The sequence below is a fragment of the Cedecea sp. genome, from assembly GCF_036500665.1.
Lineage (GTDB): Bacteria > Pseudomonadota > Gammaproteobacteria > Enterobacterales > Enterobacteriaceae > Cedecea.
Genome location: NZ_DASYBS010000086.1, coordinates 41,765 through 64,160 on the forward strand (window position 1 = coordinate 41,765; position 22,396 = coordinate 64,160).

The following is a 22,396-nucleotide window of genomic DNA, read 5'->3' on the forward strand; positions in this document are numbered from 1 at the left end:
GATCCTTACAGGTCATAGTGACGAAAGAGGGTTAACAGGGCCGAGCTGAACGCGGCGGGCGCCTCCCGATGGGCGTTATGGCCGGCGTTGGGGATCAGCTCCGGAGAACCGCTAAGCTCAGCGGCGACGGCGCGAAACTTTTCGTCCCGCTCGCCGCATAAATAATGAAAAGGAACCGCAAGCTGGCAAAGCGGCCTGCGTAAATCGGGCTGACGAGCAAGCGATGTGGCCTCGAGCATCTGCGCGAGCGCCTTCGGATTGTTTTGCTCACGCAGGGCAACCAAAGCAGCGCGCTGTTCGTGACTCAGCGAATGGAATACCGGCTGCTGATACCAGTCCCGGAGGACAGTCTGGAAATGCTCATGCGTTAAGCGCTGTCCCCAACGCGCATCGCTCAGCGCCCTCAACTCACGCTCTGCCTTGCGGACTAAACCCGGATGACTGCCTTCCACCACCAGCCCTCGCAGCCCTTTACCTTCGGGCTGGCAGGCATGATACATCGCTATACGTCCACCGAGGGAGTAACCCACCAGCCAGTAATTGCGGATGCCGTAATGTTCTAACGTCGCCCGTAAAGCGCTATCGACATCGGCAAAGTCGTGCACCCGGATCCCGACGGAACCGCCGTGGCCGGGCAGATCTACCCGCAGCTGCGACCAGTCAGGAAAGTGCGGAGGGAAAGCCTGCCATTCCTGATGGCCGCCGAGAAAACCATGCAGCCAGACAATCCAGGGCAAGTCTGAACGGCGCCCCAAATGCGGTACGGCATGAAGGATCATGCCTGGCTGACCTGAGCCAGCAGGTGTTGCAGCGTTTGGGCACCGGCGGTTTCCGGCACCGTTATTTCAATCACCGTCGCGCCAGGGCGCAGCCAGGCACGACGCACGGCTTCCTCCAGCGCTATCCAGCTATCAGGATTTTGATAACCCAGGTCGAACATTGCGGCGGCATGGGCGAAATTCACGTTCTGCGGCATGCAATAGAAACGTTCGCGCTCTTCGGCAGGCGTCGGCAGGAGGGAGAAAATCTGCCCGCCGTTGTTGTTAACCACCAGAAGCACAAAAGGCGCAGATACGTGGCGCAGCAGCGCGAGCGCATTAAGGTCATAAAGTGCGGAAATATCGCCGACGATGGCAAGCGTGGAACGTGCCGTTGCACGCTGTACCCCGGCCGCCGTTGAAATCAGACCATCAATGCCGCTGGCCCCTCGGTTACTGTAGACCGGATACCCTACAGGCAGCTGCGCAAAAGCATCGATCAAACGAACAATTAGACTGTTGCCAACAAACAGCTGGCCACCTTCCGGCAGTATGCGAGGTAAACGCTGGGCCACCTGAGCTTCACCAAATTCACCCGTGCCTTCTTCAACCTTTTCCAGCGCCTGCCAGGCAAGGGAGGTTAATTTTTCTGCCCAGGGGATGCGTTTTTCCGCGGGGTGTTTTTCCAGCCAGGCTTCTACCCCTGCAACCAGACGGCGGCCACGATGATTAGCAGGATCAAGACGCCCGGGCAGTTTATCCACCAGCCAGTACTCTTCCGGCTGGCAGGCGGCCTGCCACTGGAGTACCCGTTTTCCGGTCAGGCTGCCGCCGAACTGAATGACGATTTGCGCCTGCTCCAGGCACGCAACGGCCTGGCTATTGCTTAGCCACAAATCGGCGCACGGCAGCGGCTGGCCGGTTTGCGAAAGCACATCACCGATAAGCGGCCAGCCGAGCATTTGCGCCCATGTCGCCACCTGTTCGCCTTCGCTGGCAGAAAGCCGCCCGGCCACCACCACGCCCCGTTTTTGTCGCCAGAAGAACCAGTCTCTCTGCTTCAGAACCGCATTTTCGCTCATGTCACGGAGCCAGGGTTTGTCTCCTTCCCACCAGCCTTCCAGCTGGTTTTGCCAGTCAAGGCCGGTATCATCCGGGGCACCGTATAGCGGCTCGGCAAACGGGCAATTGATATGCAGTGCTCCACCTCGCAGCTGGCCTACGGCGCTGTCGACCGTGGACACCAGCCAACGGGCAGGAATGTCGTGCGTTGGGCGAGGTAGGTTAAGAACCTCAGTGGGGTGCGAGCTAAACAGTCCTGGCTGACGAATGGCCTGGTTTGCACCACAGTCAATAAGCTCAGGTGGGCGGTCAGCCGTCAGTAAGATAAGCCTTTCGCCGGTTAGCCCGGCTTCGATCACGGCAGGATAAAGATTGGCAACGGCGGTGCCGGAGGTCACGATAACCGCCACCGGCTCCCCGCTCGCCTTCGCCAGCCCAAGGGCCAGATGACCAAGGCCGCGCTCATCAAAATGGGTATGACAAATGAAACTGCGATTTTCCGCCGCGCTGAGGGTCAAGGGCGTTGAGCGGGAACCGGGCGCGATGCACACGTGCCGCACCCCATGTCGGGTCAATGCTTCGAGTATGACGCCCGCCCAGCGACGGTTAAATGAGCTTATCGACATAATATTGTCCGCAGTCAATTTCGACGATTGATTATAAATACTATGGCAAAAGTTAAATTGATTTGCGTCGTGAATAACTTATTCAGTTGCCGCCGCCAATAAGCAGCGTCTTCAATCCTGCCGCTTTATTTTCAATCTCTTGCCACTCTTCTGCGGCAACCGATCCGGCGACAATGCCCGCTCCCGCGTAAAGGCGAACGCCGGTGTGGCTCACTTTTGCCGAGCGCAGCGCCACGCAGAACTCCGTTTGGTGGCGGGACAAATATCCGGCCGAGCCCGCGTACCATTCACGTTCAAAAGGCTCGTTCGCGGCAATAAATGCGCGGGCAAGCTCACGCGGTAACCCTGCTACCGCCGCGGTTGGCTGTAGCTGTTTCAGGCAAAGTGCATCATCCTGACGCTTGAGGCGGGTCCAGATGCAGCGTCGCAGATGCTGAACCTTACGCAGCCGCATCACCTGCGGCGGCAGCACATCCAGCGCACCTACCGCCTCCCGTAGCCGCTGGCAGATGTCTTCTACCACCAGCATATTTTCACGCTGGTTTTTGTCATCTTTTAGCAGCCACTGGCCTAGTTTCGCGGCCTGAGCATCGTCGGCGTGGTTAGCCACCGTGCCTGCCAGCGCCTCGGTGCGCAGCGCATCGTCGATTCTTCGCCACAGGCGTTCCGGGCTGGAGCCCAGGAAAGCATTTTGCGCATCGAACGCCATCAGGAAATGGTAACAGTTCAGATTCACCCGGCGGCTTGCGGCCATGAATCCGCCGGCAGAAACCGGGGAAGAAAACGCCAGGTCGGTCGCACGCGCCAGTACGACTTTATCCAGCTCATCCTGGCTAATCGCGCTGACCACCTGGTCGACCAGGCGGTGCCATTCAGGCTGCTCAGGGAGATGCGTTTCACCCAGGCATTTGAGATTTAACTGTGGGAGCAGTTTCGCGGGCAGGAGCTGTTCAATAAATGCCGCAGCGGCTAAAGCATCCTGCTTCAGGGACGTTTCGCTATACAGATGCAGCCAAAGATGCGCTTCGCCACCTACCCGTCGCCATTCCAGGCGCGAGAGAAAGAGAAATCCGGTCGACGGGTCGAAGGCATTTAACCCCCAGACGCGCAGACAAGGCTGCCCCGGATGAGACTGTAAAAAAGCCTGAGCCTGTTCCAGAGCAGAAAAATGCAGCAGTGCACCTAGCGCCGCAACTTCTTCATTACCGCTGCGCTGCTGCCAGTAAAATTGAGGATAGAGGGGTTGAGCAGTTAGCCATGCGAGAGGATCGGAGGCGTCACTCAGCGTGACCGGCACGCACAGGCGCTGAAGGCCCGGCGCATCCGCAAATTCTCCTGCTAATTCCTGCTGCATTTGCTGCAGTGCTACGGCGACTGAATTCACCTTTACCTCACGCGCTGTAAAAACCCCTTATTATACGTGGTCGTTGCGGCAAAAAAAAATCCTACCCAGGGGGTAAGATTCTTTATTTGCCGTTCTCAGGCGAGGACAAGCTTACCGACGCAGTAAAAGCCCTATCATCAGCCCTACCGCAGCCCCTACACCTATGCCCTGCCAGGGCTTTTCGTGCACATAATCATCAGCACGGTAAACCGCCTTTTTGGCACGGTAGTAGTAGTTGTCCGACGCGTTGCTGATGCGTTCTTTCACGTCGTTCAGCGCCTGTTCCGCTTTCGCCTTTAGCTCAATGTATTTTTGGTCAGCCGGATCGCCGGAGGAACGAAGGACCTCTTCAAGCGTGTCGCTTAACAGCGCAAGGTCATCATCGAGACGAGATTCATACGGTTGCATACCTTTTTCTCCGTGTTAAAAAATTTCTCGTCCGCTAACTATAGACAACCTGAACGGGTTTCGCCTGCTATCGATTAGCCATGCCAACGTGCGGGATGCCATCTTCGTCATACACTTCGGTGACCGGATGGAAACCAAACTGGGCATAAAACGCCTGCAAATGTGCCTGAGCGCCCAGGTAAATAGCCCGGTCAGGCCACTGACGTTGACAGGCAGCAAGCGCCTGGGTCATGAGCTGCTGGCCAAGCTTTTCACCGCGTACGGATGCATCCACAATGACGCGGCCAATCACCACCGGCTCCAGTTCGTTGTCGCTTTTAAGAATGCGGGCATAGGCAATTAACTTGCCGTCACGCCAGCCGAGAATATGGCGGTTCTCTCCCACCAAATCCTCACCATCAACATCAAGATAAGCGCAGCGCTGCTCAACAATAAAGACTTCGCAGCGCAGGGCCAGAAGGGCATAAAGATCGGTGGCGCTCAGCTCAGAATGGTGTAAATCCTGCCAGTTAAGCATTGAAAAACTCCTTTTGATTCAGGCGCCACCTGATGGGTTATTGATGACGCTCAAGCAACTGTTTTAGCACAGTTTCCAGAGGTGTGGCAGCTTTCACCGTTTCGCCGGTGAAATCAATCCAGCCTTCGTTGAAGCCGTCCAGCATTTGCATGCGCGGGAGCGGGTTTCTCATGCCCTGAGCAAGGAAATCCGCCGCCCAGTTTTCACGCGGCACCGCTTCTGCCGTTACCGGACGCCCCAGAACCTGAGAGAACGCTTCGGCTGCCAGTTGCGGGCTGTAACGCTGCGGCCCTTCCAGCTCCACAATGCGAGTTCCTGGTTCTGGCTGAGCCAACAGTTCAGCAGCAAGCGCGGCGATATCCGCCGTCGCAATCATCGGGATAGCCCGCTCCAGGGGCTGCAGATGGCTATAGATCACGCCGGTCTCCTTCGCGCTTTCCACATCCCAGAGGAAATTTTCCATAAACCAGCCCGCACGCAGGAAAACGACCGACTCGCAAATATTCGTCAGCTCTTTTTCCATGATCCCCAAAGCGTTCAGGAGATTTGGCTGGGTGGCGTGTGCACCAATAGTTGAGAGACAGACAACGTGCTGCGGGCGGGCGACCTGTAACGCCTGCTTTATGGCAGCAATATTGGCTCGCGGCTCTGCGAAATCCCCCGAAGGATCAAACACCGGCGGCAGCAGGATAAATACGGCATCAGCGCCCGTGAACGCCTGAGCCAACGCCTCGCCATCATTCATTGCCGCCCGCGCAACGTCAGCGCCCTGCTGTGCCCACGGCAGCCCTTTCGTTTCATTGCGTACCACCGCACGAATCCCGTGTCCTTCAGCAAGCAGTACTTTAGCCAGCGCACCGCCAACTTGTCCGGTAATACCCGTAATTGCGAACATACTGTTTCTCCAGTTTCTCATTCCACCACAGGGTGTGGACGGCATTATGCTGAAGCCGCTATGTTGTATCGATAGCACCATAGACAATTCACTGATGACTTCGGGGCACCAATATGATTTTCAACGATCGGGCTTTTGACGGCCTGTCTGTATTTACCGCCGTGGTGGAAAGCGGCACTTTTGCCGCCGCCGCGGAAGTCATCAATATGTCGCCTCCGGGGGTCAGCCGGGCCATTGCACGGCTTGAGAAACGCCTCGGTATCCGCCTTTTCGACCGCACTACACGCGCGGTGTCATTGACGGTAGAAGGCAAAGACTTTTATCGCCAGATACTGCCGCTGCTGGCAGCGCTGGAAGACGTCACCAGCAGCGCTTCGCTGGCAACCAAAGCGGTAACCGGCAGGTTACGGGTTAATATCGATCCTTTCTTTTCAAGCCTGGTATTCGGCCCGCAAATTGAGACCTTTATGTCACGTTACCCGAACCTTGAGCTGGATCTGGTCACCCGTGACAGGTTGGGTGACATGATTTCAGAAGGTTTCGACCTGGCCGTCAGATTTGGGGTTCCGCGTGATAGCAGCCTGGTGGCAAGGAAGCTGCTGGAGACAAGGATCATGACCGTTGCCACCCCCGCCTATCTTGAACGCTTTGGTCGCCCGCCAACGCCAGAAGCGCTGATGGAGCATACCTGCATTCATTTTCGCGACCCGGAAACCGGCAGGCCGTTTGAGTGGGAGTTTCACCGCGAGGGGCGGGTAATCAACGTTCCGGTGGAGGGAAGGCTCACCCTGAACGATGCCCGTATGCTGCACGAGGCCTGCCTCAGCGGCCACGGGATAGCGCAGATGATGACCTTTGGCTCTGACCAACTGGTGCAGAAAGGGTTGCTGGTAGATCTGTTCCCTGACTGGCCGGACGAGCGCTTCCCGCTTTATGCTTACTACCCTTCACGTATCAATCCCGCCGCACGCACCCGCTGTTTTCTGGATTTTATTCTTGAGTTGGCCAAAGGCTGAGCCCATAAAAAAACCGCCAGCAAGTGGCGGTTTTTGAACGGTTTCGTAAACCCGATTACATCAGCGGCTGCGCTAACTGCACCAGGCTAATAAGCGGCTGCGGATAAACACCCAGCAGCAGCACCAGCAGGGCAGAAATCAGCACCACCACGCCGCCCGCGGTCAACGCCCAGTTCCAGTTAGATGGGGTATCACGGTTAAGCTGCTGAGGTGCGCTCAGGTACAGGCTCACGGTCACGCGCAGATAGTAGTAAAGGCCGATGGCGCTGCCTAGTACCACTGCACCGGTCAGCCACCACAGGTGGGCCTGAACGCCGACTGCGATGATGTAGAACTTACCGATGAAGCCCAGGGTCATTGGAATACCCGCCAGGGAAAGCATCATCACGGTCATTACCGCAGAAAGCACCGGCTTGTGCCAGAACAGACCACGATAGGAGAACAGTGAGTCGGCATCCGGGCCACGGTACGGGCTGGACATCAGGCTAACCACGCCGAACGCCCCCAGGCTGCTGAACAGGTAAGCGGCCAGATAAACCCCTACCGCTTCCATCGACATATTGCCGGTTTGCAGCGCAATCAGCGCCACCAGCAGGTAGCCAAGGTGGGCGATAGAGGAGTAACCCAGCAGACGCTTGATATTGGACTGGTTCAGCGCCATCAGGTTACCGAAGAGGATAGAGGCGAAGGCAATAATGCCCAGCACCACACGAACCGCTTCGCTGTTGCCCACAGGTGCGTAGAGGAACAGACGCATCACCACGCCAAAAATGGCAATCTTGCTGGCTGTCGCCAGGAAGGTGGAGACCGGGGCAGGTGCGCCCTGGTAGACGTCCGGCGTCCACAGGTGGAACGGCACCAGAGAAAGCTTGAAGCCAAGGCCGACTATCATCAGGCCCAGACCCGCCAGCAGCAGAGGCTCGTGCAGCATATTGTCCGCCAGGCTCTTACCGAGGCTAACAAACGACAGGCTACCGGACTCGGCGTAAACCAGCGCCATACCGAACAGCAGGAAGGACGATGCCGCCGCTGACAGAATGGTGTACTTGATGCTTGCTTCCAAAGAACGCTTCTGGCGGAAGGCATAGCCGACCAGGCCGAACAGCGGCAGAGAGATCAATTCAATGCCGAGGAACAGCGCCGCGAGGTGGTTCGCGTTAGCCAGCAGGATGCCGCCGAGGGCAGCAATCAGCACCAGCAGGTAGAACTCTTCGCGGTTGTCGGTGTAGCCCTGCAGCCACGGATAGGCAAAGGTACAGGTCGCCAGGCTCGCCAGCAGCACCAGCCCGGTGTAGAGCATGGCGTAGCCGTCAACGCGCATCAGCGGGGTGACGTCCATCGCCCCTGCCTGACCGACAAACCACAGTGAAATCAGCGCGGCGTTAAGGCCGATAACCGACAGCGTAGCATTCAGAAAATGGTCGCGTCGCCACGCAATGGAGAGCATCACAACCACCACCGTCAATCCGACGATCAACAGCGGTAGCAGCGCGATCAAGTGTTGAGTCGTTAAAGTCATGAGCGAATTACGGCCTTGTAGTAGAAAGTGAACTGGTAAACCACTGCTGAATATTGCTCATCGCAGAATGCGAAGTATCCAGAATCGGCTGCGGGAAGAAGCCCAGCAGAACTAACAGCACCACCAGCAACAGAATGATAAAGAACTCGCGCATGGACATGCCAGGCAGCTGTTTATCGCTGATTTCGCTCTTAGCTTTACCGAAGTAAGCGCGGTGCAACATCGCCAGGGAGTAAACGGAGGCGAAGACCAGGCCGAAGGTTGAAATCACGGTAATGACCGGCACAACGTGGAAGCTGCCGAACAGAATCATGAATTCACCAACGAAGTTACCGGTCCCTGGCATACCCAGGGTGGCAACAGCGAAGAACATCGACAGACCCGGCAGCCATTTAATTTTGTTCCACAGGCCACCCATCATGCGCATATCACGGGTGTGCAGACGCTCATAAAGCTGACCACAGATGATGAACATACCCGCTGCGGACAGACCGTGGGCAATCATCTGAATCACCGCGCCCTGGTAAGCCAGCTGGTTGCCGGTGTAGATAGCAATCAGCACGAAGCCCATGTGGGAAACGGAGGTATAAGCAATCAGGCGTTTAATGTCGGTCTGAGCAAAGGCCATCCACGCGCCGTAGAAGATGCCGATGACGCCCAGCCACATGGCGATTGGCGCGAACTCTGCGGACGCTTCAGGGAACAGCGGCAGAGAGAAGCGCAGCAGGCCGTAGGCTGCGGTTTTCAGCAAGATACCCGCCAGGTCAACGGAACCCGCCGTCGGTGCCTGAGAGTGCGCATCCGGCAGCCAGCCGTGAAGCGGAACCACCGGCATTTTCACCGCGAAGGCAATAAAGAAGCCCAGCATCAGCAGCCATTGTACGCCGTGGGACATCGGCGTTTTCAGCAGCAGCTCGTAGTTGAAGGTCCACACCCCGGTCGCGTTGTAGTGCACAAACACCAGGCCAAGGATAGCTATCAGCATCACCAGGCCGCTCGCCTGGGTATAGATGAAGAACTTGGTTGCGGCGGTAATACGCGTCTTCCCGTCGGAGGCTTTGTGGCCCCACAGTGCAATCAGGAAGTACATCGGCACCAGCATCATTTCCCAGAAGAAGAAGAACAGGAACATGTCGATGGCAAGGAACACGCCGATAACGCCACCGAGGATCCACATCAGGTTGAGGTGGAAGAAGCCCTGATATTTTTCGATTTCATTCCAGGAACAAAGTACCGCCAGCACGCCGAGCAGGCCGGTCAGCACTACCATCAGCAGCGACAGACCGTCGAGCGCCAGGTGAATTTCAATGCCAAAACGTGGGATCCACGGCAGAACAAATTCAGACTGCCACTGCGGCAAACCCGCCGCCTGCGTCAGTGAGTAGCCACCCTGCAACCACAATTGCAGAGAGAGAGCCAGTGTCAGCCCCATGGTAATCAGCGCTATCCAGCGAGGCACTTTCACGCCGAAGCGTTCGGTCTGCCAGCAGAAGAAGCCGCCGATAAAGGGGATTAGTATTAGCCAGGGTAATAGCATGGCGTTTGAGTCCCTAAGTCAAAATAATTCTTAAACATCGCTCACTTCCCAGCGCCAGAGGAGGTATTCAGCCCCGCTCCGACCCTCTCTCTCACGAGAGAGGGGGATGGAAGAAATCCTGTTAACGCAGAACCAGCAGCAGGCCGAGTACCACAACGGCCCCGATGCTCATGGACGCAACATACCAGCGCAGGTAACCGTTCTCACTCACCAGCAGGCCGCGGCCAGCAAAGCGGGAAAGAATAGCCGGAATGTTCATCAAAGCATTCAGCGGGTCACGGCGCAGCAGCCACGCAATACCGAGGAACGGCTTGACGAAAATCATGTCGTACAGCCAGTCGAAGCCCCAGGCATTGAACCACCAGGTACCGAAGAAACGCCCCGGTGCGCTGTTCGCAAGCGACGTCACCAGAGTACGTTTGCCCAGCCACAGGAAGGCAGCAATCAGGATCCCGGCAATAGCGACGACGCCGGAGATGATCTCCAGGGTCAGCACGCTGCCGTGCGCAAGTTCAGTGGTTTCCGGCAATACGCCGCGCAGCGGTGGCACAATCATGGCGCCAACGAAAGTGGACAGTACCAGCAGAACAACCAGCGGCAGGTGGTGGGTAATGCCCTTCCCTGCGTGAGCGTGAATTTTTTCTTCGCCGTGGAACGTGATGAAAATCATGCGGAAGGTGTACAGCGAGGTCATGAATGCCCCGACCAGGCCCGCAACCATCAGGTTGATGTGGCCGTTCGCCATCGCACCGGCAAGAATCTCATCTTTACTGAAGAAGCCTGCGGTAATCAGCGGCAGAGCGGACAGCGCCGCGCCCCCGACCAGGAAGCAGACATACACCAGCGGAATGGACTTACGCAGGCCACCCATTTTGAAGATGTTTTGCTCGTGGTGGCACGCCAGAATCACCGAGCCGGATGACAGGAACAGCAGCGCTTTAAAGAACGCGTGGGTCATCAGGTGGAAAATAGCCGCATCCCATGCCTGCACGCCCAGCGCCAGGAACATGTAGCCAATCTGGCTCATGGTGGAGTAAGCGAGTACGCGTTTGATGTCGGTCTGTACCAGCGCGGCAAAGCCTGCCAGCACCAGCGTAACGGCACCCACGATACCCACCAGATGCAGAATTTCCGGGGTCATCAGGAACAGGCCGTGGGTACGGGCAATCAGATAGACGCCCGCGGTTACCATGGTGGCCGCGTGAATCAGCGCAGAAACAGGGGTTGGACCCGCCATCGCATCCGCCAGCCATGTTTGCAGCGGAAGCTGTGCAGATTTACCGACCGCGCCGCCCAGCAGCATCAGGGTTGCCCAGGTCAGCATCTGGTTACCGGCAGCAAAGTGCTGCGGCGCCAGTTCAACCATTTCGCGGAAGTTCAGCGTACCCAGTTCGTTGTAGAGAATGAACAGGCCGAAGGCCAGGAACACGTCCCCTACGCGGGTGACCACAAACGCTTTCATTGCCGCTGCGTTGTTCTTCGGATCGGTGTAGTAGAAACCAATCAGCAGGTAAGAACACAGACCAACGCCTTCCCAGCCGAGGTACATCAGCAGCAGGTTGTCGGCAAGAACCAGAACCACCATGCTGGCGATGAACAGGTTGGTGTAGGCGAAGAAGCGGGAGTAACCCTCTTCGCCGCGCATGTACCAGGACGCGAACATGTGGATCAGGAAGCCGACGCCAGTAACCACAGAAAGCATGGTCAGGGACAGGCCGTCCAGCACCAGGTTGAAGCCGATGTTAAAGTCACCGACCGCCATCCAGGTCCACAGCGGCTGAGTAAACGCCTGCTGCCCGTTGTTAAAGAAATCAACCCCGGCAATGGCGGTCACAACCGCCGCCAGACCTACTGAGCCCATCCCGATGGTTGCGGACAGGTTTTCTGACCAGCGGCCACGGGAGAATGCCAACAGTAAAAAGCCAATCAATGGCAGAACAATGGTTAACCAGAGAAGGTTCATCCACGCATCTCACTTACTGAATCGATATTCAGATTCTGGCGACGACGATGGAGCTGCAGTAACAGCGCGAGGCCAATACTGGCTTCGGCAGCAGCTAAGCTAATCGCGAGTATATACATCACCTGACCGTCAGCCTGGCCCCAGTAGCTGCCGGCAACCACGAAGGCCAGCGCGGCGGCGTTAATCATCACTTCCAGGCTGATCAGCATGAACAGCAGGTTGCGGCGAATGACCAGACCGGTCAGTCCCAGCACGAACAAAATGGCGGCGAGGATCAGTCCATGTTGCAGCGGGATCATACGTTCTCCTCCGTTTTTCTTCTCACGGCCATATCAGCAGGGCGATTGCTCAGCACCTCGCCGACACGGTCTTCACGACCCAGGTGGAACGCAACGACCAGACCTGCGAGCAGCAGCATGGAGGCCAGCTCCACCGCCAGAACGTAAGGCCCGAACAGCGCGATACCGACCTGTTTCGCATCGATAGACGTGCCGTCGATGCCCTGGTCGTTAACGGTGCGGATTGCGTAAATCAGAACCACCAACAGGACTGCAGACAGGATACCAGGCCCGATCCACAGCTGCGGCTTCAGCCACTCGCGTTCCTGCTGCTGAACCGCGTTACCGAGGTTGAGCATCATCACCACGAAGACGAACAGCACCATGATAGCCCCGGCGTAGACGATGATCTCCAGCGCACCGGCGAAGTAAGCCCCCAGGGAGAAAAACACCCCGGAGATCGCCAGCAGCGAGATGATCAGGTACAGCAGCGCATGCACCGGATTGGTGTGAGTAATCGTCCGAAGGGTCGTCAGGACGGCCACAATGGCGCAGATATAAAAAGCGAATTCCATTGCCTTGCTCCTTAAGGTAACAGGCCTTTGACGTCGATAGGCTTGGCTTCGTTTTCCGCTTCGCCCTTATCTTTGCCGTCGATTGCCATACCTGCCATCCGGTAGAAGTTATATTCCGGGTATTTGCCCGGACCGGAAATCAGCAGATCCTCTTTCTCGTACACCAGATCCTGGCGCTTGTACTCACCCAGTTCGAAGTCCGGGGTAAGCTGAATCGCGGTGGTCGGGCAGGCTTCTTCGCACAGGCCGCAGAAGATGCAGCGAGAGAAGTTGATACGGAAGAACTCCGGATACCAACGACCGTCTTGCATCTCGGCTTTCTGCAGGGAAATACAGCCTACCGGGCAGGCTACCGCACACAGGTTACAGGCTACGCAGCGCTCTTCACCGTCCGGGTCGCGCGTCAGCACGATACGGCCACGGTAGCGCGGCGGCAGATACACTGGTTCTTCCGGATACATGCGGGTTTCGCGCTTGGCGAAAGCGTGCATGCCGATCATCCAGATACTGCGTACCTGGGTGCCGAAACCAACCACTAACTCTTTCAATGTCATGGTTTTTTCACCCCTTATGGTGCCTGGTAAAGAATGACCGCGGCGGTCACCAGCAAGTTGATAAGCGTCAGCGGCAGGCAAACTTTCCAGCCGAAGGACATCACCTGGTCATAACGCGGACGAGGCAGTGCGGCGCGAATCAAAATGAACATCATCATGAAGAACGCGGTTTTCAGCGCGAACCAGATGAACGGCGGTAACCACGGGCCATGCCAGCCACCAAAGAACAGCGTCACGATCAGAGCAGACACGGTGACGATGCCGATGTATTCCCCGACGAAGAACAGACCGAACTTCATACCGGAATATTCGATGTGATAACCATCGGCCAGTTCCTGCTCGGCTTCCGGTTGGTCAAACGGGTGACGGTGGCAAACCGCAACGCCGGCAATCGCGAAGGTCACGAAGCCGAAGAACTGCGGGATAACGTTCCACAGATTGGCCTGGTTGTTGACGATGTCGGCCATATTAAAGGAACCGGCCTGCGCCACCACGCCCATCAGGGAAAGCCCCAGGAACACTTCATAGCTCAGGGTCTGCGCGGAAGCACGCATCGCACCAAGCAGGGAGTATTTGTTGTTACTGGACCAGCCGGCGAACAGCACGGCGTAAACCGCCAGGCCCGCCAGCATCAGGAAGAACAGGATCCCGATGTTCAGATCCGCAACCACCCAGCTTGGGCTGACCGGCACAATGGCAAAGGCCAGCAGCAGCGAGGTGAACGCGATCATCGGCGCAAGAGTAAATATCACGCGGTCAGAGAACTTAGGGATCCAGTCCTCTTTAAAGAACATCTTGATCATGTCCGCAACCAGCTGGAGTGAACCACCCCAGCCTACGCGGTTCGGTCCATAGCGGTTCTGGAACAGACCGAGCAGGCGGCGTTCGCCGAAGCTCATGAATGCCCCACAGGTCACCACGACCAGCAGAATGACAACCGCTTTGAGGATGCTCAGCAGAATGTCGATAACTTCCGGTGTCAGCCAGCTCATAACGCTGCCTCCTGCAGATTTTCAAGACGAGCACCGGCAAGCACTGGCGCAATCCCCGGCATCCCCATCGGCAGACCTACCTGCCCTGCAACCAAACCTTCGGACAGCTGCAGCGGCAGACTCAGCGTCTGGCCTTCGTAGCTGAAGGAGATCAGGCTCCCGGCGTTAACGCCAAGCTTCGCGGCATCGGCCGGGTTCAGCTTGATGTATGGCTCAACCATACGCTTCTGGAACACCGGAGAGCGCTGGGACATCTCGTCGCTACCAAACAGGTGGTAGTACGGCGCGATACGCCATTTGCCCTCTTCCGCGTGGAAGGTATCCGGCACGGAAGTGAAGTAATCCAGACCCGTTTCAGAGGCTTCAATCAGGCGTACGCCCGGATCGCCGTGGCGCAGATGGCCGCCCACTTCAGCCTGGAATTTGTTCCATGCCTGCGGGGAGTTCCAGCCTGGAGCCCAGGCAAACGGAATCTGCTGACGGTCGGCCAGCGGGCTGTTGTTCCCTTCCATAGAGAAGGCGAACATCGTGTCTTTATCCTGCGGCTGACGCGGTTCGTGCACGCTGATGTTGGCGCGCATGGCGGTGCGTCCGCTCGAACGGATAGGAGAACGGGACAGCTTCTGACCCTTGATGCGGAAGGAAGCGTCCGGCGCGGCATCTTTAATACCAGCCAGCTGCGGCAGCGCCTTCACGCAGGCATCAATAACGTGGTCAAGCTGCGTCCAGTCAACGTCGCGGCTCTGCACGGTGCTGTGCAGCGAGTGCAGCCAGCGCCAGCTTTCGAACATCGTCACGCTGGTGTCGTAGTAAGCCGGGTCATAAACCTGGAAGAAGCGCTGGGCGCGACCTTCGTTGTTAATGACCGTACCGTCACTTTCTGCAAAGCTTGCCGCGGACAGAACCAGATGGGCTTTGTCCATGATGTCCGTACGCTGATGGTCGATAACCATCACCAGAGGCGCTTTGCTCAGCGCAGCGTCTACGCGAGCGGCAGAAGCATGGCGATGCAGGTCGTTTTCCAGCACCACTACCGCATCGGCAGCGCCGTTTTCCAGTTCGCTCAGGGCGTCTTCCAGAGAACCGCCGCCAATCATGCCGAGGCCAACGCTGTTAACCGCGCGAGCAATCATGGTGACGCCAACGTCTGCACCGCGACCTTTCAGCGCTTTAGCCACGTTGGCCGCAGCCTGAATTACCGCTTCGCTACCGGCGTTAGTCCCGGAAACAATCAGCGGCTTCTTCGCGCCGGCCAGGGCCTGCACGATGACGTCGACTTTATTCTTCAGGTCGCGGTCCAGCTCAACGGCCGGAGAGTTGCTGTCCAGCGCATTGGCAATCGCAAAACCAAGACGAGCCTGATCTTCAACCGGCGCGCGGTAAGTCCATGCGGCGATATCATCCAGGCGGGTGCTGTCCACGTTGGTGACAAACAGCGGGTGCTTAGCGTTCTGACCGATGTTCAGGATTGCGGCGATCTGCCAGTCAGCAACTTTCTGTGCCGCTGCCATTTCACGCGCCTTCCCTTTCACCGCCTGGCGAATGGCCAGTGCAGCACGAGCGCCGGTCTGGGTAACGTCTTCGCCCAGAATCAGCACCGCATCGTAAGATTCGATTTCACGCAGAGCAGGGGTATGAATGCCGCTTTCACGCAGCACTTTCAGCATCAGCTGCAGGCGAGCCTGCTCACCGGCCGCAATGCCCGTGTAGAAGTTGTCGGCCCCAACCAGCTCACGCAGCGCAAAGTTGCTTTCCACGCTCGCACGCGGAGAACCGATGCCGATCACTTTCTTCGACTGACGCAGGATATCCGCAGCGCCCTGCATCGCCTGCTCGGCGTTCAGGGTAATGAGGTCATCGCCACGGCGCTGAATAGGCTGACGCGGACGGTCTTTCAGGTTGACGTAACCGTAACCGAAACGGCCACGGTCACACAGGAAGTAGTGGTTCACGGTGCCGTTGTAGCGGTTTTCGATACGACGCAGCTCACCGTAACGTTCACCCGGGCTGGTGTTACAGCCCAGCGAGCACTGCTGACAGATGCTCGGTGCGAACTGCATATCCCATTTACGGTTGTAGCGCTCGGAGTGCGTTTTGTCGGTGAATACGCCGGTCGGGCAAATCTCTACCAGGTTACCGGAGAACTCGCTTTCCAGCGTGCCGTCTTCCGGGCGACCAAAGTAGACGTTATCGTGCGCGCCGTAAACGCCCAGATCTTTACCGTCTGCGTAGTCTTTGTAGTAACGCACGCAGCGGTAACAGGCGATACAGCGGTTCATTTCGTGAGAGATGAACGGACCGAGATCCTGATTGCGGTGAGTACGCTTGGTAAAGCGATAGCGACGGAAGCTATGACCGGTCATGACGGTCATATCCTGCAGGTGGCAGTTCCCCCCCTCTTCACAGACCGGACAGTCGTGCGGGTGGTTAGTCATCAACCACTCCACAACGCTTTCACGGAACTGTTTCGCTTCGCCATCATCAATAGAGATGAAGGTCCCGTCGGAGGCCGGTGTCATACAGGACATCACCAGACGCCCACGGGTGTCTTCCGCGTTCTGATATTGCTTCACCGCACACTGGCGGCAAGCACCGACGCTGCCCAGCGCCGGATGCCAGCAAAAATAAGGAATATCAAGGCCGAGGGAGAGACAAGCTTCTAGCAAGTTGTCTGCTCCATTGACCTCGTATTCTTTGCCGTCTACATGAATCGTAGCCATAGTCAGCATGCTTCCAGTTGGCCTGAATAACTTCAGGCGTTAATCAAAAATTCTTGTGCAATGCACCCTCACCCGTTTTCGCTTTCTCCCCTTAGGGGAGAGGGCCGGGGTGAGGGGCGATATCACCAGCGCGTTTTTAACAGGTTCGGCTGAATGCCATTAATGGCACGCAGATTTCCGTAATCCTGTTTGGCAATGCCTGCTTCGAATTCGTCGCGGAAATATTTAATCGCACTCTGCAATGGCTCAACGGCACCCGGCGCGTGGGCACAGAAGGTTTTACCCGGTCCCAGGTGGCGGCACAGCTGCTCGAGGGTTTCGATATCCCCCGGCTGCCCTTCGCCACGCTCAAGCGCGCGCAGGATTTTGACGCTCCACGGCAGACCATCGCGACACGGTGTACACCAGCCGCAGGATTCACGGGCAAAGAACTCTTCCAGATTACGCACCAGCGGCACCATACCGATTTCATGGTCTACCGCCATTGCCAGCGCCGTACCGAGACGGCTGCCTGCTTTACCAATACTTTCAAATTCCATCGGCAGATCGAGGTGCGCTTCCGTCAGGAAGTCGGTCCCCGCCCCGCCCGGCTGCCAGGCTTTAAACTTCAGGCCATCACGCATGCCGCCGGCGTATTCTTCCAGGATCTCACGTGCTGTGGTCCCGAAAGGTAATTCCCAGACGCCAGGGTTTTTCACGCGGCCAGAGAAGCCCATCAGCTTGGTGCCGGCATCTTTACTCATGCCGCCGCCAATGCCCTGGTACCACTCAACGCCGTTCGCCAGAATCGCAGGGACGTTACACAGGGTTTCGACGTTATTTACGCAGGTCGGTTTACCCCACACGCCGCTGGAGGCCGGGAACGGTGGCTTTGAGCGAGGGTTCGCACGACGACCTTCCAGGGAGTTAATCAGCGCGGTTTCTTCACCGCAGATATAACGCCCTGCGCCGGTGTGCACGATAAGCTCGAAGTCGAACCCGGAACCCAGAATGTTTTTACCAAGCAGGCCCGCTTCGGTGGCTTCAGCAATTGCGCGGCGCAAATGAACCGCCGCTTCAATGTACTCACCGCGCAGGAAGATGTAGCCACGGTAAGCCTTAAGCGCAAAGGCGGAGATCAACATGCCTTCCACCAGCAGGTGTGGCAGTTGCTCCATCAGCAGGCGGTCTTTATAGGTGCCCGGCTCCATTTCATCGGCGTTACACAGCAGGTAACGGATGTTCATGGATTCGTCTTTCGGCATCAGGCTCCACTTCAGACCGGTGGAAAAGCCCGCGCCGCCGCGCCCCTTCAGGCCGGCGTCTTTTACCGCATTAACGATTTCATCCGGGGCCATGCCGGTCAGCGCCTTACGCGCGCCTTCATAGCCGTTTTTGCTGCGGTATTCGTCGAGCCAGACAGGCTGTTTGTCATCACGCAGACGCCAGGTCAGCGGATGCGTTTCGGCAGTACGAATAATCGTCTTCATTTATACTGCTCCAGCAAGTCAGGGATGGCTTCCGGCGTCAGATGGCTGTGAGTGTCCTCATCAATCATCATGGTCGGCCCCTTGTCGCAGTTACCGAGGCAGCAGGTTGGCAGCAGGGTGAAACGACCATCAAACGTGGTCTGGCCCGGTTTGATGTTCAGTTTGGCTTCGATAGCCGACTGAATGCCCTGGTAGCCGGTGATATGGCAAACTACGCTGTCGCAGTAGCGAATCACGTGACGGCCTACCGGCTGGCGGAAGATTTGGCTATAGAATGTCGCCACGCCTTCTACGTCGCTTGCCGGAATACCCAGCACGTCAGCGATAGCGTAGATAGCGCCATCCGGCACCCAGCCACGCTGTTTCTGAACGATTTTCAGCGCTTCGATAGAGGCCGCACGGGCATCTTCGTAATGGTGTTTTTCGTGCTCAATCGCCTCACGCTCTGCCGCACTCAGCTCAAAAGCCTCAGCCTGGTTTTGTTGGTTATCGTGCATAGTTAGCGATCCACATCAGACATTACAAAATCGATACTACCCAGATAGACAATCAGGTCAGAAACCAGGCTGCCGCGGATCGCCGCCGGAATTTGCTGCAGGTGCGCAAAGCTCGGGGTACGAATACGGGTACGGTAGCTCATGGTGCTAGCGTCACTGGTCAGGTAGTAACTGTTAATACCCTTCGTTGCCTCAATCATCTGGAAGGATTCGTTGGCCGGCATAACCGGGCCCCACGAAACCTGCAGGAAGTGAGTGATCAGGGTTTCGATATGCTGCAGCGTGCGCTCTTTCGGCGGCGGCGTGGTCAGCGGGTGATCCGCTTTGAACGGGCCGGCTGGCATATTTTTCAGGCACTGCTCAAGGATGCGCAGGCTCTGGCGAAGCTCTTCCACTTTCAGCATCACGCGGGTATAGCAGTCGCTGATGCCGCCGCCGACCGGCACTTCGAAGTCGAAGTTCTGGTAGCCAGAGTAAGGACGAGCCTTACGCACGTCGAAGTCGATACCGGTGGCACGCAGGCCAGCACCGGTGGTGCCCCACTCCAGCGCTTCTTTCGCGGTATAGGCTGCAACGCCCTGAGAACGGCCTTTCAGAATGGTGTTGCGCAGCGCGGCTTTCTCATAGGAATCCAGGCGCTTCGGCATCCACTCGAGGAACTCTTTCAGCAGACGCTCCCAGCCCTTCGGCAGGTCGTGTGCAACGCCGCCGATACGGAACCAGGCCGGGTGCATACGGAAACCGGTAATCGCTTCCACCAGATCGTAGATTTTCTGACGATCGGTAAAGGCGAAGAACACCGGGGTCATGGCGCCGACGTCCTGAATAAAGGTAGAGATGTACAGCAGGTGGCTGTTGATACGGAACAGCTCGGAAAGCATAACGCGGATAACTTCAACGCGCTCCGGCACCACAATGCCGGCCAGCTTTTCAACCGCCAGCACGTAAGGCATTTCGTTGACGCAGCCGCCGAGGTATTCGATACGGTCAGTATACGGAATGTAGCTGTGCCAGGACTGGCGCTCACCCATTTTCTCAGCACCACGGTGGTGGTAGCCGATATCCGGCACGCAGTCGACGATCTCTTCGCCGTCCAGCTGCAGGATGATACGGAAAGCACCGTGTGCGGAAGGGTGGTTTGGCCCCAGGTTCAGGAACATGAAGTCTTCATGCTCGCTGCTGCGCTTCATGCCCCACTCTTCAGGCTTGAAGGTCAGCGCTTCCATTTCCAGATCTTCTTTCTGTTTAGTCAGGATAAACGGATCGAATTCGGTGGCGCGCGCCGGGTAGTCTTTACGCAGCGGGTGGCCTTCCCAGGTCGGCGGCATCATGATGCGCGTCAGGTGCGGGTGGCCGTTGAAGGTGATGCCAAACATCTCCCATGTTTCACGCTCGTACCAGTTGGCGTTCGGGAAGATTTTCGTCAGCGTCGGCAGGTTCAGATCGTTTTCAGATAACGCCACCTTGAGCATGATGTCGCGATTGCGTTCAATGGAAATCAGGTGGTAGAAAACGGAAAAATCCGCAGCCGGTAAACCGTTGCGGTGTGTGCGTAGACGCTCATCCATGCCATGCAGGTCGAACAGCATAACGTAGGGTTTTGGTGATTTCTTAAGGAAATCGACCACTTCCAGTAACTGTCCGCGCTTAACCCAGACTACGGGCACCCCGGTGCGGGTTGGCTGAACGGTAAAGGCATCCGGCCCAAAACGGTTACGCAATTCGCCAATGACCGGATCATCCAGGTGATCCCTTGTCTGCCAGGCTGGCATAGCGGCGTCTTGCGCGGTTAAATCGGTCATAGTTCTCACCATTGCAAATGGTTCTGTGGTGACTGCGCTCAGTGCCTTTGCTTTTATAGTATTGATATACAAAGACGCTTACTGACCGCAGGCGCTAATTAAATCTCGTCCGGCGTCCGCAGGTTGGTTACCGCGATACGCTCGCCGCGCTTACGCTCGCGCTCGGACTGCATGTTGGCGCGGTAAACGCCCTGATCGCCAACAACCCACGACAGCGGGCGACGCTCTTTGCCGATAGACTCCTGCAGCAGCATCAGCGCCTGCATGTAAGCCTCCGGACGCGGTGGACAGCCAGGGATGTAAACATCAACCGGGATAAACTTATCGACACCCTGCACAACGGAATAGATGTCGTACATGCCGCCAGAGTTAGCGCAAGCACCCATGGAAATCACCCATTTAGGTTCGAGCATCTGATCGTAAAGGCGCTGGATTACCGGAGCCATTTTGGTGAAGCAGGTACCGGCCACCACCATCAGGTCAGCCTGACGAGGAGAAGCACGTAAAACTTCTGCACCGAAACGCGCCACGTCATGCACAGCGGTAAACGACGTCACCATCTCTACGTAGCAGCAGGAAAGGCCAAAGTTGTATGGCCAGATTGAGTTTTTACGACCCCAGTTCACCACATCGTGCATGGCATGCTCGAGCTTGCCCATGTAAACGCTGCGGTTAATCTCTTGTTCGAGGGGATCGGTTACGATCTCCTGCTTTTGCAGGGGATAACGGTCATTCTCACCGTTGGGGTCTATGCGGGTGAGCGTATAGTCCATCTTATTGCCTCGCTATTACTGCGTATGACGTGGAGTTCGACTGTCTGTTTCCGGGTTGATTTTCTCACGACGCGAACGCGCAGGAGTCCAATCCAGAGCGCCAATACGCACCAGATAAACCAGACCAGCCAGTAGCACTAAAATGAAAATTGCGGCCTCGACGAAGCCAATCCAGCCGCTTTCACGGATAGAAGTTGACCACGCGTAGAGATACAAGGCTTCCACGTCAAAGATAACGAAGAACATGGCGACCAGGTAAAACTTGGCGGAGAGACGTAGACGCGCCGTACCAACGGAGTCGATGCCCGACTCGAAGGGGGTGTTTTTGTGCCGTGCCTTAGCTCTTCCGCCAAGGAACCAGCCCCCGACAAGCATCAGACAGCACAGGCCAACGGCGACAATAAGAAAGACAGCGAACGCCCAGTGATGAGCGATAACTTCAGTGGATGTTGACATACTCATTGCTTACTCATCAAAAGTGGCGCCAAAGTCTCTGCTCTTGTTGGCAGATGAACGCCACATCGATTCATGGGGAGGAACAATCAACCGTACAATAACTACCGGAAATAATGCGTAGGCAGCCAATTGATGGGGTTTTTTACTCCTTTCTATAACCTTTTGTCAACTTTAACAAAAGTATCCACACATTAATTTACACCGACAGCAATTCATTAACATTTAATGCGTTAAAACTCATCAACACTCGCATAAAGACCAGATTTAGATGAGGGTGAATCGTGTCCGTTCCGTGTGAAAAAATAAACTACCCCTATATTTTGGCAGGAAATCTCAACTATTCCTCCCCCTAATTGGGAGTATTTTCTTGATCTGAGACACGCTTTTGTTAATCCACTTCAAAAAGAAGCAACATTGTTATGTGTTTTTTAACATTACCTGGCCTTCGCACGAAGTTTTTGTACATAAAATACGCAAAATCATATTTTCACATAACCATTTGAATTAAATGCAAAAAATATCACATCAGGTTTTTTATCCAAAATTAGGCATAAAAAATGGGCCGTTGGCTTAAAAAACATCACCAACGGCCCAT

The 22,396-nt window shown here is 56.5% G+C and carries 20 protein-coding genes; 1 reads left to right on the plus strand and 19 read right to left on the minus strand.

What is annotated here, in order from left to right:
- Positions 1–5: 5 nt before the first annotated feature.
- The 6 genes from menH to VGM55_RS13780 all read right to left on the minus strand — a co-directional run bounded on the left by menH (position 6) and on the right by VGM55_RS13780 (position 5,650).
- Positions 6–779: a 2-succinyl-6-hydroxy-2,4-cyclohexadiene-1-carboxylate synthase gene (gene menH, locus VGM55_RS13755; RefSeq protein WP_331635779.1), complete on the minus strand. Its 774-nt coding sequence runs from the start codon at positions 777–779 to the stop codon at positions 6–8.
- On the minus strand, positions 776–2,446 hold the full coding sequence (menD, locus tag VGM55_RS13760; protein ID WP_154188112.1) for a 2-succinyl-5-enolpyruvyl-6-hydroxy-3-cyclohexene-1-carboxylic-acid synthase: 1,671 nt from the start codon (positions 2,444–2,446) through the stop codon (positions 776–778). The genes menH and menD overlap by 4 nt, the downstream gene beginning before the upstream one ends.
- Positions 2,447–2,528: 82 nt before the next feature.
- On the minus strand, positions 2,529–3,830 hold the full coding sequence (gene menF / locus VGM55_RS13765; protein WP_331635780.1) for an isochorismate synthase MenF: 1,302 nt from the start codon (positions 3,828–3,830) through the stop codon (positions 2,529–2,531).
- 111 nt (positions 3,831–3,941) lie between these two features.
- A complete protein-coding gene (gene elaB, locus VGM55_RS13770; RefSeq protein WP_154188113.1) occupies positions 3,942–4,238 on the minus strand; it encodes a stress response protein ElaB in 297 nt (98 codons plus the stop codon).
- Between the two features lie 67 nt (positions 4,239–4,305).
- Positions 4,306–4,755: a GNAT family N-acetyltransferase gene (locus tag VGM55_RS13775; protein ID WP_154188114.1), complete on the minus strand. Its 450-nt coding sequence runs from the start codon at positions 4,753–4,755 to the stop codon at positions 4,306–4,308.
- Positions 4,756–4,792: 37 nt separating this feature from the next.
- The gene (locus tag VGM55_RS13780) at positions 4,793–5,650 is read right to left on the minus strand and encodes an NmrA family NAD(P)-binding protein (RefSeq protein WP_154188115.1); all 858 of its coding nucleotides are present in this window, start codon (positions 5,648–5,650) and stop codon (positions 4,793–4,795) included.
- A gap of 113 nt (positions 5,651–5,763) precedes the next feature.
- Between VGM55_RS13780 and VGM55_RS13785 the strand changes: the two genes are divergently transcribed.
- Positions 5,764–6,666, plus strand: a complete 903-nt coding sequence (locus tag VGM55_RS13785) for a LysR family transcriptional regulator (protein ID WP_331635781.1) — start codon at positions 5,764–5,766, stop codon at positions 6,664–6,666.
- A 55-nt stretch (positions 6,667–6,721) separates the two neighbouring features.
- On the opposite strand, the gene nuoN is transcribed toward VGM55_RS13785, so the two are convergent.
- The 13 genes from nuoN to nuoA form a co-directional block, all read right to left on the minus strand.
- Positions 6,722–8,185, minus strand: coding sequence for an NADH-quinone oxidoreductase subunit NuoN (nuoN, locus tag VGM55_RS13790; protein ID WP_331635782.1), 1,464 nt, complete (start codon positions 8,183–8,185; stop codon positions 6,722–6,724).
- Positions 8,186–8,192: 7 nt separating this feature from the next.
- The gene (gene nuoM, locus VGM55_RS13795; RefSeq protein ID WP_038480887.1) at positions 8,193–9,722 is read right to left on the minus strand and encodes an NADH-quinone oxidoreductase subunit M; all 1,530 of its coding nucleotides are present in this window, start codon (positions 9,720–9,722) and stop codon (positions 8,193–8,195) included.
- Positions 9,723–9,843: 121 nt separating this feature from the next.
- Entirely contained in the window at positions 9,844–11,685 is a 1,842-nt protein-coding gene (gene nuoL, locus VGM55_RS13800; protein WP_154188118.1) for an NADH-quinone oxidoreductase subunit L, read from the minus strand.
- Positions 11,682–11,984 carry an NADH-quinone oxidoreductase subunit NuoK gene (nuoK, locus tag VGM55_RS13805; RefSeq protein WP_008459783.1) on the minus strand — a complete coding sequence of 101 codons (303 nt, stop codon included), beginning with the start codon at positions 11,982–11,984 and terminating at the stop codon, positions 11,682–11,684. Before nuoK ends, nuoL begins: the two co-directional genes overlap by 4 nt.
- Positions 11,981–12,538, minus strand: coding sequence for an NADH-quinone oxidoreductase subunit J (gene nuoJ, locus VGM55_RS13810; RefSeq protein WP_061274963.1), 558 nt, complete (start codon positions 12,536–12,538; stop codon positions 11,981–11,983). The genes nuoK and nuoJ overlap by 4 nt, the downstream gene beginning before the upstream one ends.
- Positions 12,539–12,549: 11 nt before the next feature.
- Entirely contained in the window at positions 12,550–13,092 is a 543-nt protein-coding gene (gene nuoI, locus VGM55_RS13815) for an NADH-quinone oxidoreductase subunit NuoI (protein WP_016537431.1), read from the minus strand.
- A gap of 14 nt (positions 13,093–13,106) precedes the next feature.
- On the minus strand, positions 13,107–14,084 hold the full coding sequence (gene nuoH, locus VGM55_RS13820; protein WP_038480872.1) for an NADH-quinone oxidoreductase subunit NuoH: 978 nt from the start codon (positions 14,082–14,084) through the stop codon (positions 13,107–13,109).
- The gene (nuoG, locus tag VGM55_RS13825) at positions 14,081–16,804 is read right to left on the minus strand and encodes an NADH-quinone oxidoreductase subunit NuoG (protein WP_331635783.1); all 2,724 of its coding nucleotides are present in this window, start codon (positions 16,802–16,804) and stop codon (positions 14,081–14,083) included. Before nuoG ends, nuoH begins: the two co-directional genes overlap by 4 nt.
- Before the next feature lie 122 nt (positions 16,805–16,926).
- On the minus strand, positions 16,927–18,273 hold the full coding sequence (gene nuoF / locus VGM55_RS13830; protein WP_045783300.1) for an NADH-quinone oxidoreductase subunit NuoF: 1,347 nt from the start codon (positions 18,271–18,273) through the stop codon (positions 16,927–16,929).
- Entirely contained in the window at positions 18,270–18,770 is a 501-nt protein-coding gene (gene nuoE, locus VGM55_RS13835; RefSeq protein ID WP_008459776.1) for an NADH-quinone oxidoreductase subunit NuoE, read from the minus strand. The genes nuoF and nuoE overlap by 4 nt, the downstream gene beginning before the upstream one ends.
- 2 nt (positions 18,771–18,772) lie before the next feature.
- Positions 18,773–20,584, minus strand: a complete 1,812-nt coding sequence (gene nuoC / locus VGM55_RS13840) for an NADH-quinone oxidoreductase subunit C/D (RefSeq protein WP_331635784.1) — start codon at positions 20,582–20,584, stop codon at positions 18,773–18,775.
- A gap of 86 nt (positions 20,585–20,670) precedes the next feature.
- Positions 20,671–21,345 carry an NADH-quinone oxidoreductase subunit NuoB gene (gene nuoB, locus VGM55_RS13845; RefSeq protein ID WP_008459774.1) on the minus strand — a complete coding sequence of 225 codons (675 nt, stop codon included), beginning with the start codon at positions 21,343–21,345 and terminating at the stop codon, positions 20,671–20,673.
- A gap of 15 nt (positions 21,346–21,360) precedes the next feature.
- Positions 21,361–21,807, minus strand: coding sequence for an NADH-quinone oxidoreductase subunit NuoA (gene nuoA, locus VGM55_RS13850; protein ID WP_154188121.1), 447 nt, complete (start codon positions 21,805–21,807; stop codon positions 21,361–21,363).
- Positions 21,808–22,396 lie beyond the last annotated feature (589 nt).

Excerpts from the sequence above, each read along its gene's own strand:
- VGM55_RS13785 (WP_331635781.1), top strand. The coding sequence starts at position 5,764 with ATGATTTTCAACGATCGGGCTTTTGACGGCCTGTCTGTATTTACCGCC.
- nuoN (WP_331635782.1), bottom strand. The coding sequence starts at position 8,185 with ATGACTTTAACGACTCAACACTTGATCGCGCTGCTACCGCTGTTGATC.
- elaB (WP_154188113.1), bottom strand. The coding sequence starts at position 4,238 with ATGCAACCGTATGAATCTCGTCTCGATGATGACCTTGCGCTGTTAAGC.
- nuoE (WP_008459776.1), bottom strand. The coding sequence starts at position 18,770 with ATGCACGATAACCAACAAAACCAGGCTGAGGCTTTTGAGCTGAGTGCG.
- VGM55_RS13780 (WP_154188115.1), bottom strand. The coding sequence starts at position 5,650 with ATGTTCGCAATTACGGGTATTACCGGACAAGTTGGCGGTGCGCTGGCT.
- nuoC (WP_331635784.1), bottom strand. The coding sequence starts at position 20,584 with ATGGTGAGAACTATGACCGATTTAACCGCGCAAGACGCCGCTATGCCA.
- nuoA (WP_154188121.1), bottom strand. The coding sequence starts at position 21,807 with ATGAGTATGTCAACATCCACTGAAGTTATCGCTCATCACTGGGCGTTC.
- nuoM (WP_038480887.1), bottom strand. The coding sequence starts at position 9,722 with ATGCTATTACCCTGGCTAATACTAATCCCCTTTATCGGCGGCTTCTTC.
- nuoI (WP_016537431.1), bottom strand. The coding sequence starts at position 13,092 with ATGACATTGAAAGAGTTAGTGGTTGGTTTCGGCACCCAGGTACGCAGT.
- VGM55_RS13775 (WP_154188114.1), bottom strand. The coding sequence starts at position 4,755 with ATGCTTAACTGGCAGGATTTACACCATTCTGAGCTGAGCGCCACCGAT.
- menD (WP_154188112.1), bottom strand. The coding sequence starts at position 2,446 with ATGTCGATAAGCTCATTTAACCGTCGCTGGGCGGGCGTCATACTCGAA.
- nuoJ (WP_061274963.1), bottom strand. The coding sequence starts at position 12,538 with ATGGAATTCGCTTTTTATATCTGCGCCATTGTGGCCGTCCTGACGACC.
- nuoL (WP_154188118.1), bottom strand. The coding sequence starts at position 11,685 with ATGAACCTTCTCTGGTTAACCATTGTTCTGCCATTGATTGGCTTTTTA.
- nuoB (WP_008459774.1), bottom strand. The coding sequence starts at position 21,345 with ATGGACTATACGCTCACCCGCATAGACCCCAACGGTGAGAATGACCGT.
- nuoF (WP_045783300.1), bottom strand. The coding sequence starts at position 18,273 with ATGAAGACGATTATTCGTACTGCCGAAACGCATCCGCTGACCTGGCGT.
- nuoH (WP_038480872.1), bottom strand. The coding sequence starts at position 14,084 with ATGAGCTGGCTGACACCGGAAGTTATCGACATTCTGCTGAGCATCCTC.
- nuoK (WP_008459783.1), bottom strand. The coding sequence starts at position 11,984 with ATGATCCCGCTGCAACATGGACTGATCCTCGCCGCCATTTTGTTCGTG.
- nuoG (WP_331635783.1), bottom strand. The coding sequence starts at position 16,804 with ATGGCTACGATTCATGTAGACGGCAAAGAATACGAGGTCAATGGAGCA.
- menH (WP_331635779.1), bottom strand. The coding sequence starts at position 779 with ATGATCCTTCATGCCGTACCGCATTTGGGGCGCCGTTCAGACTTGCCC.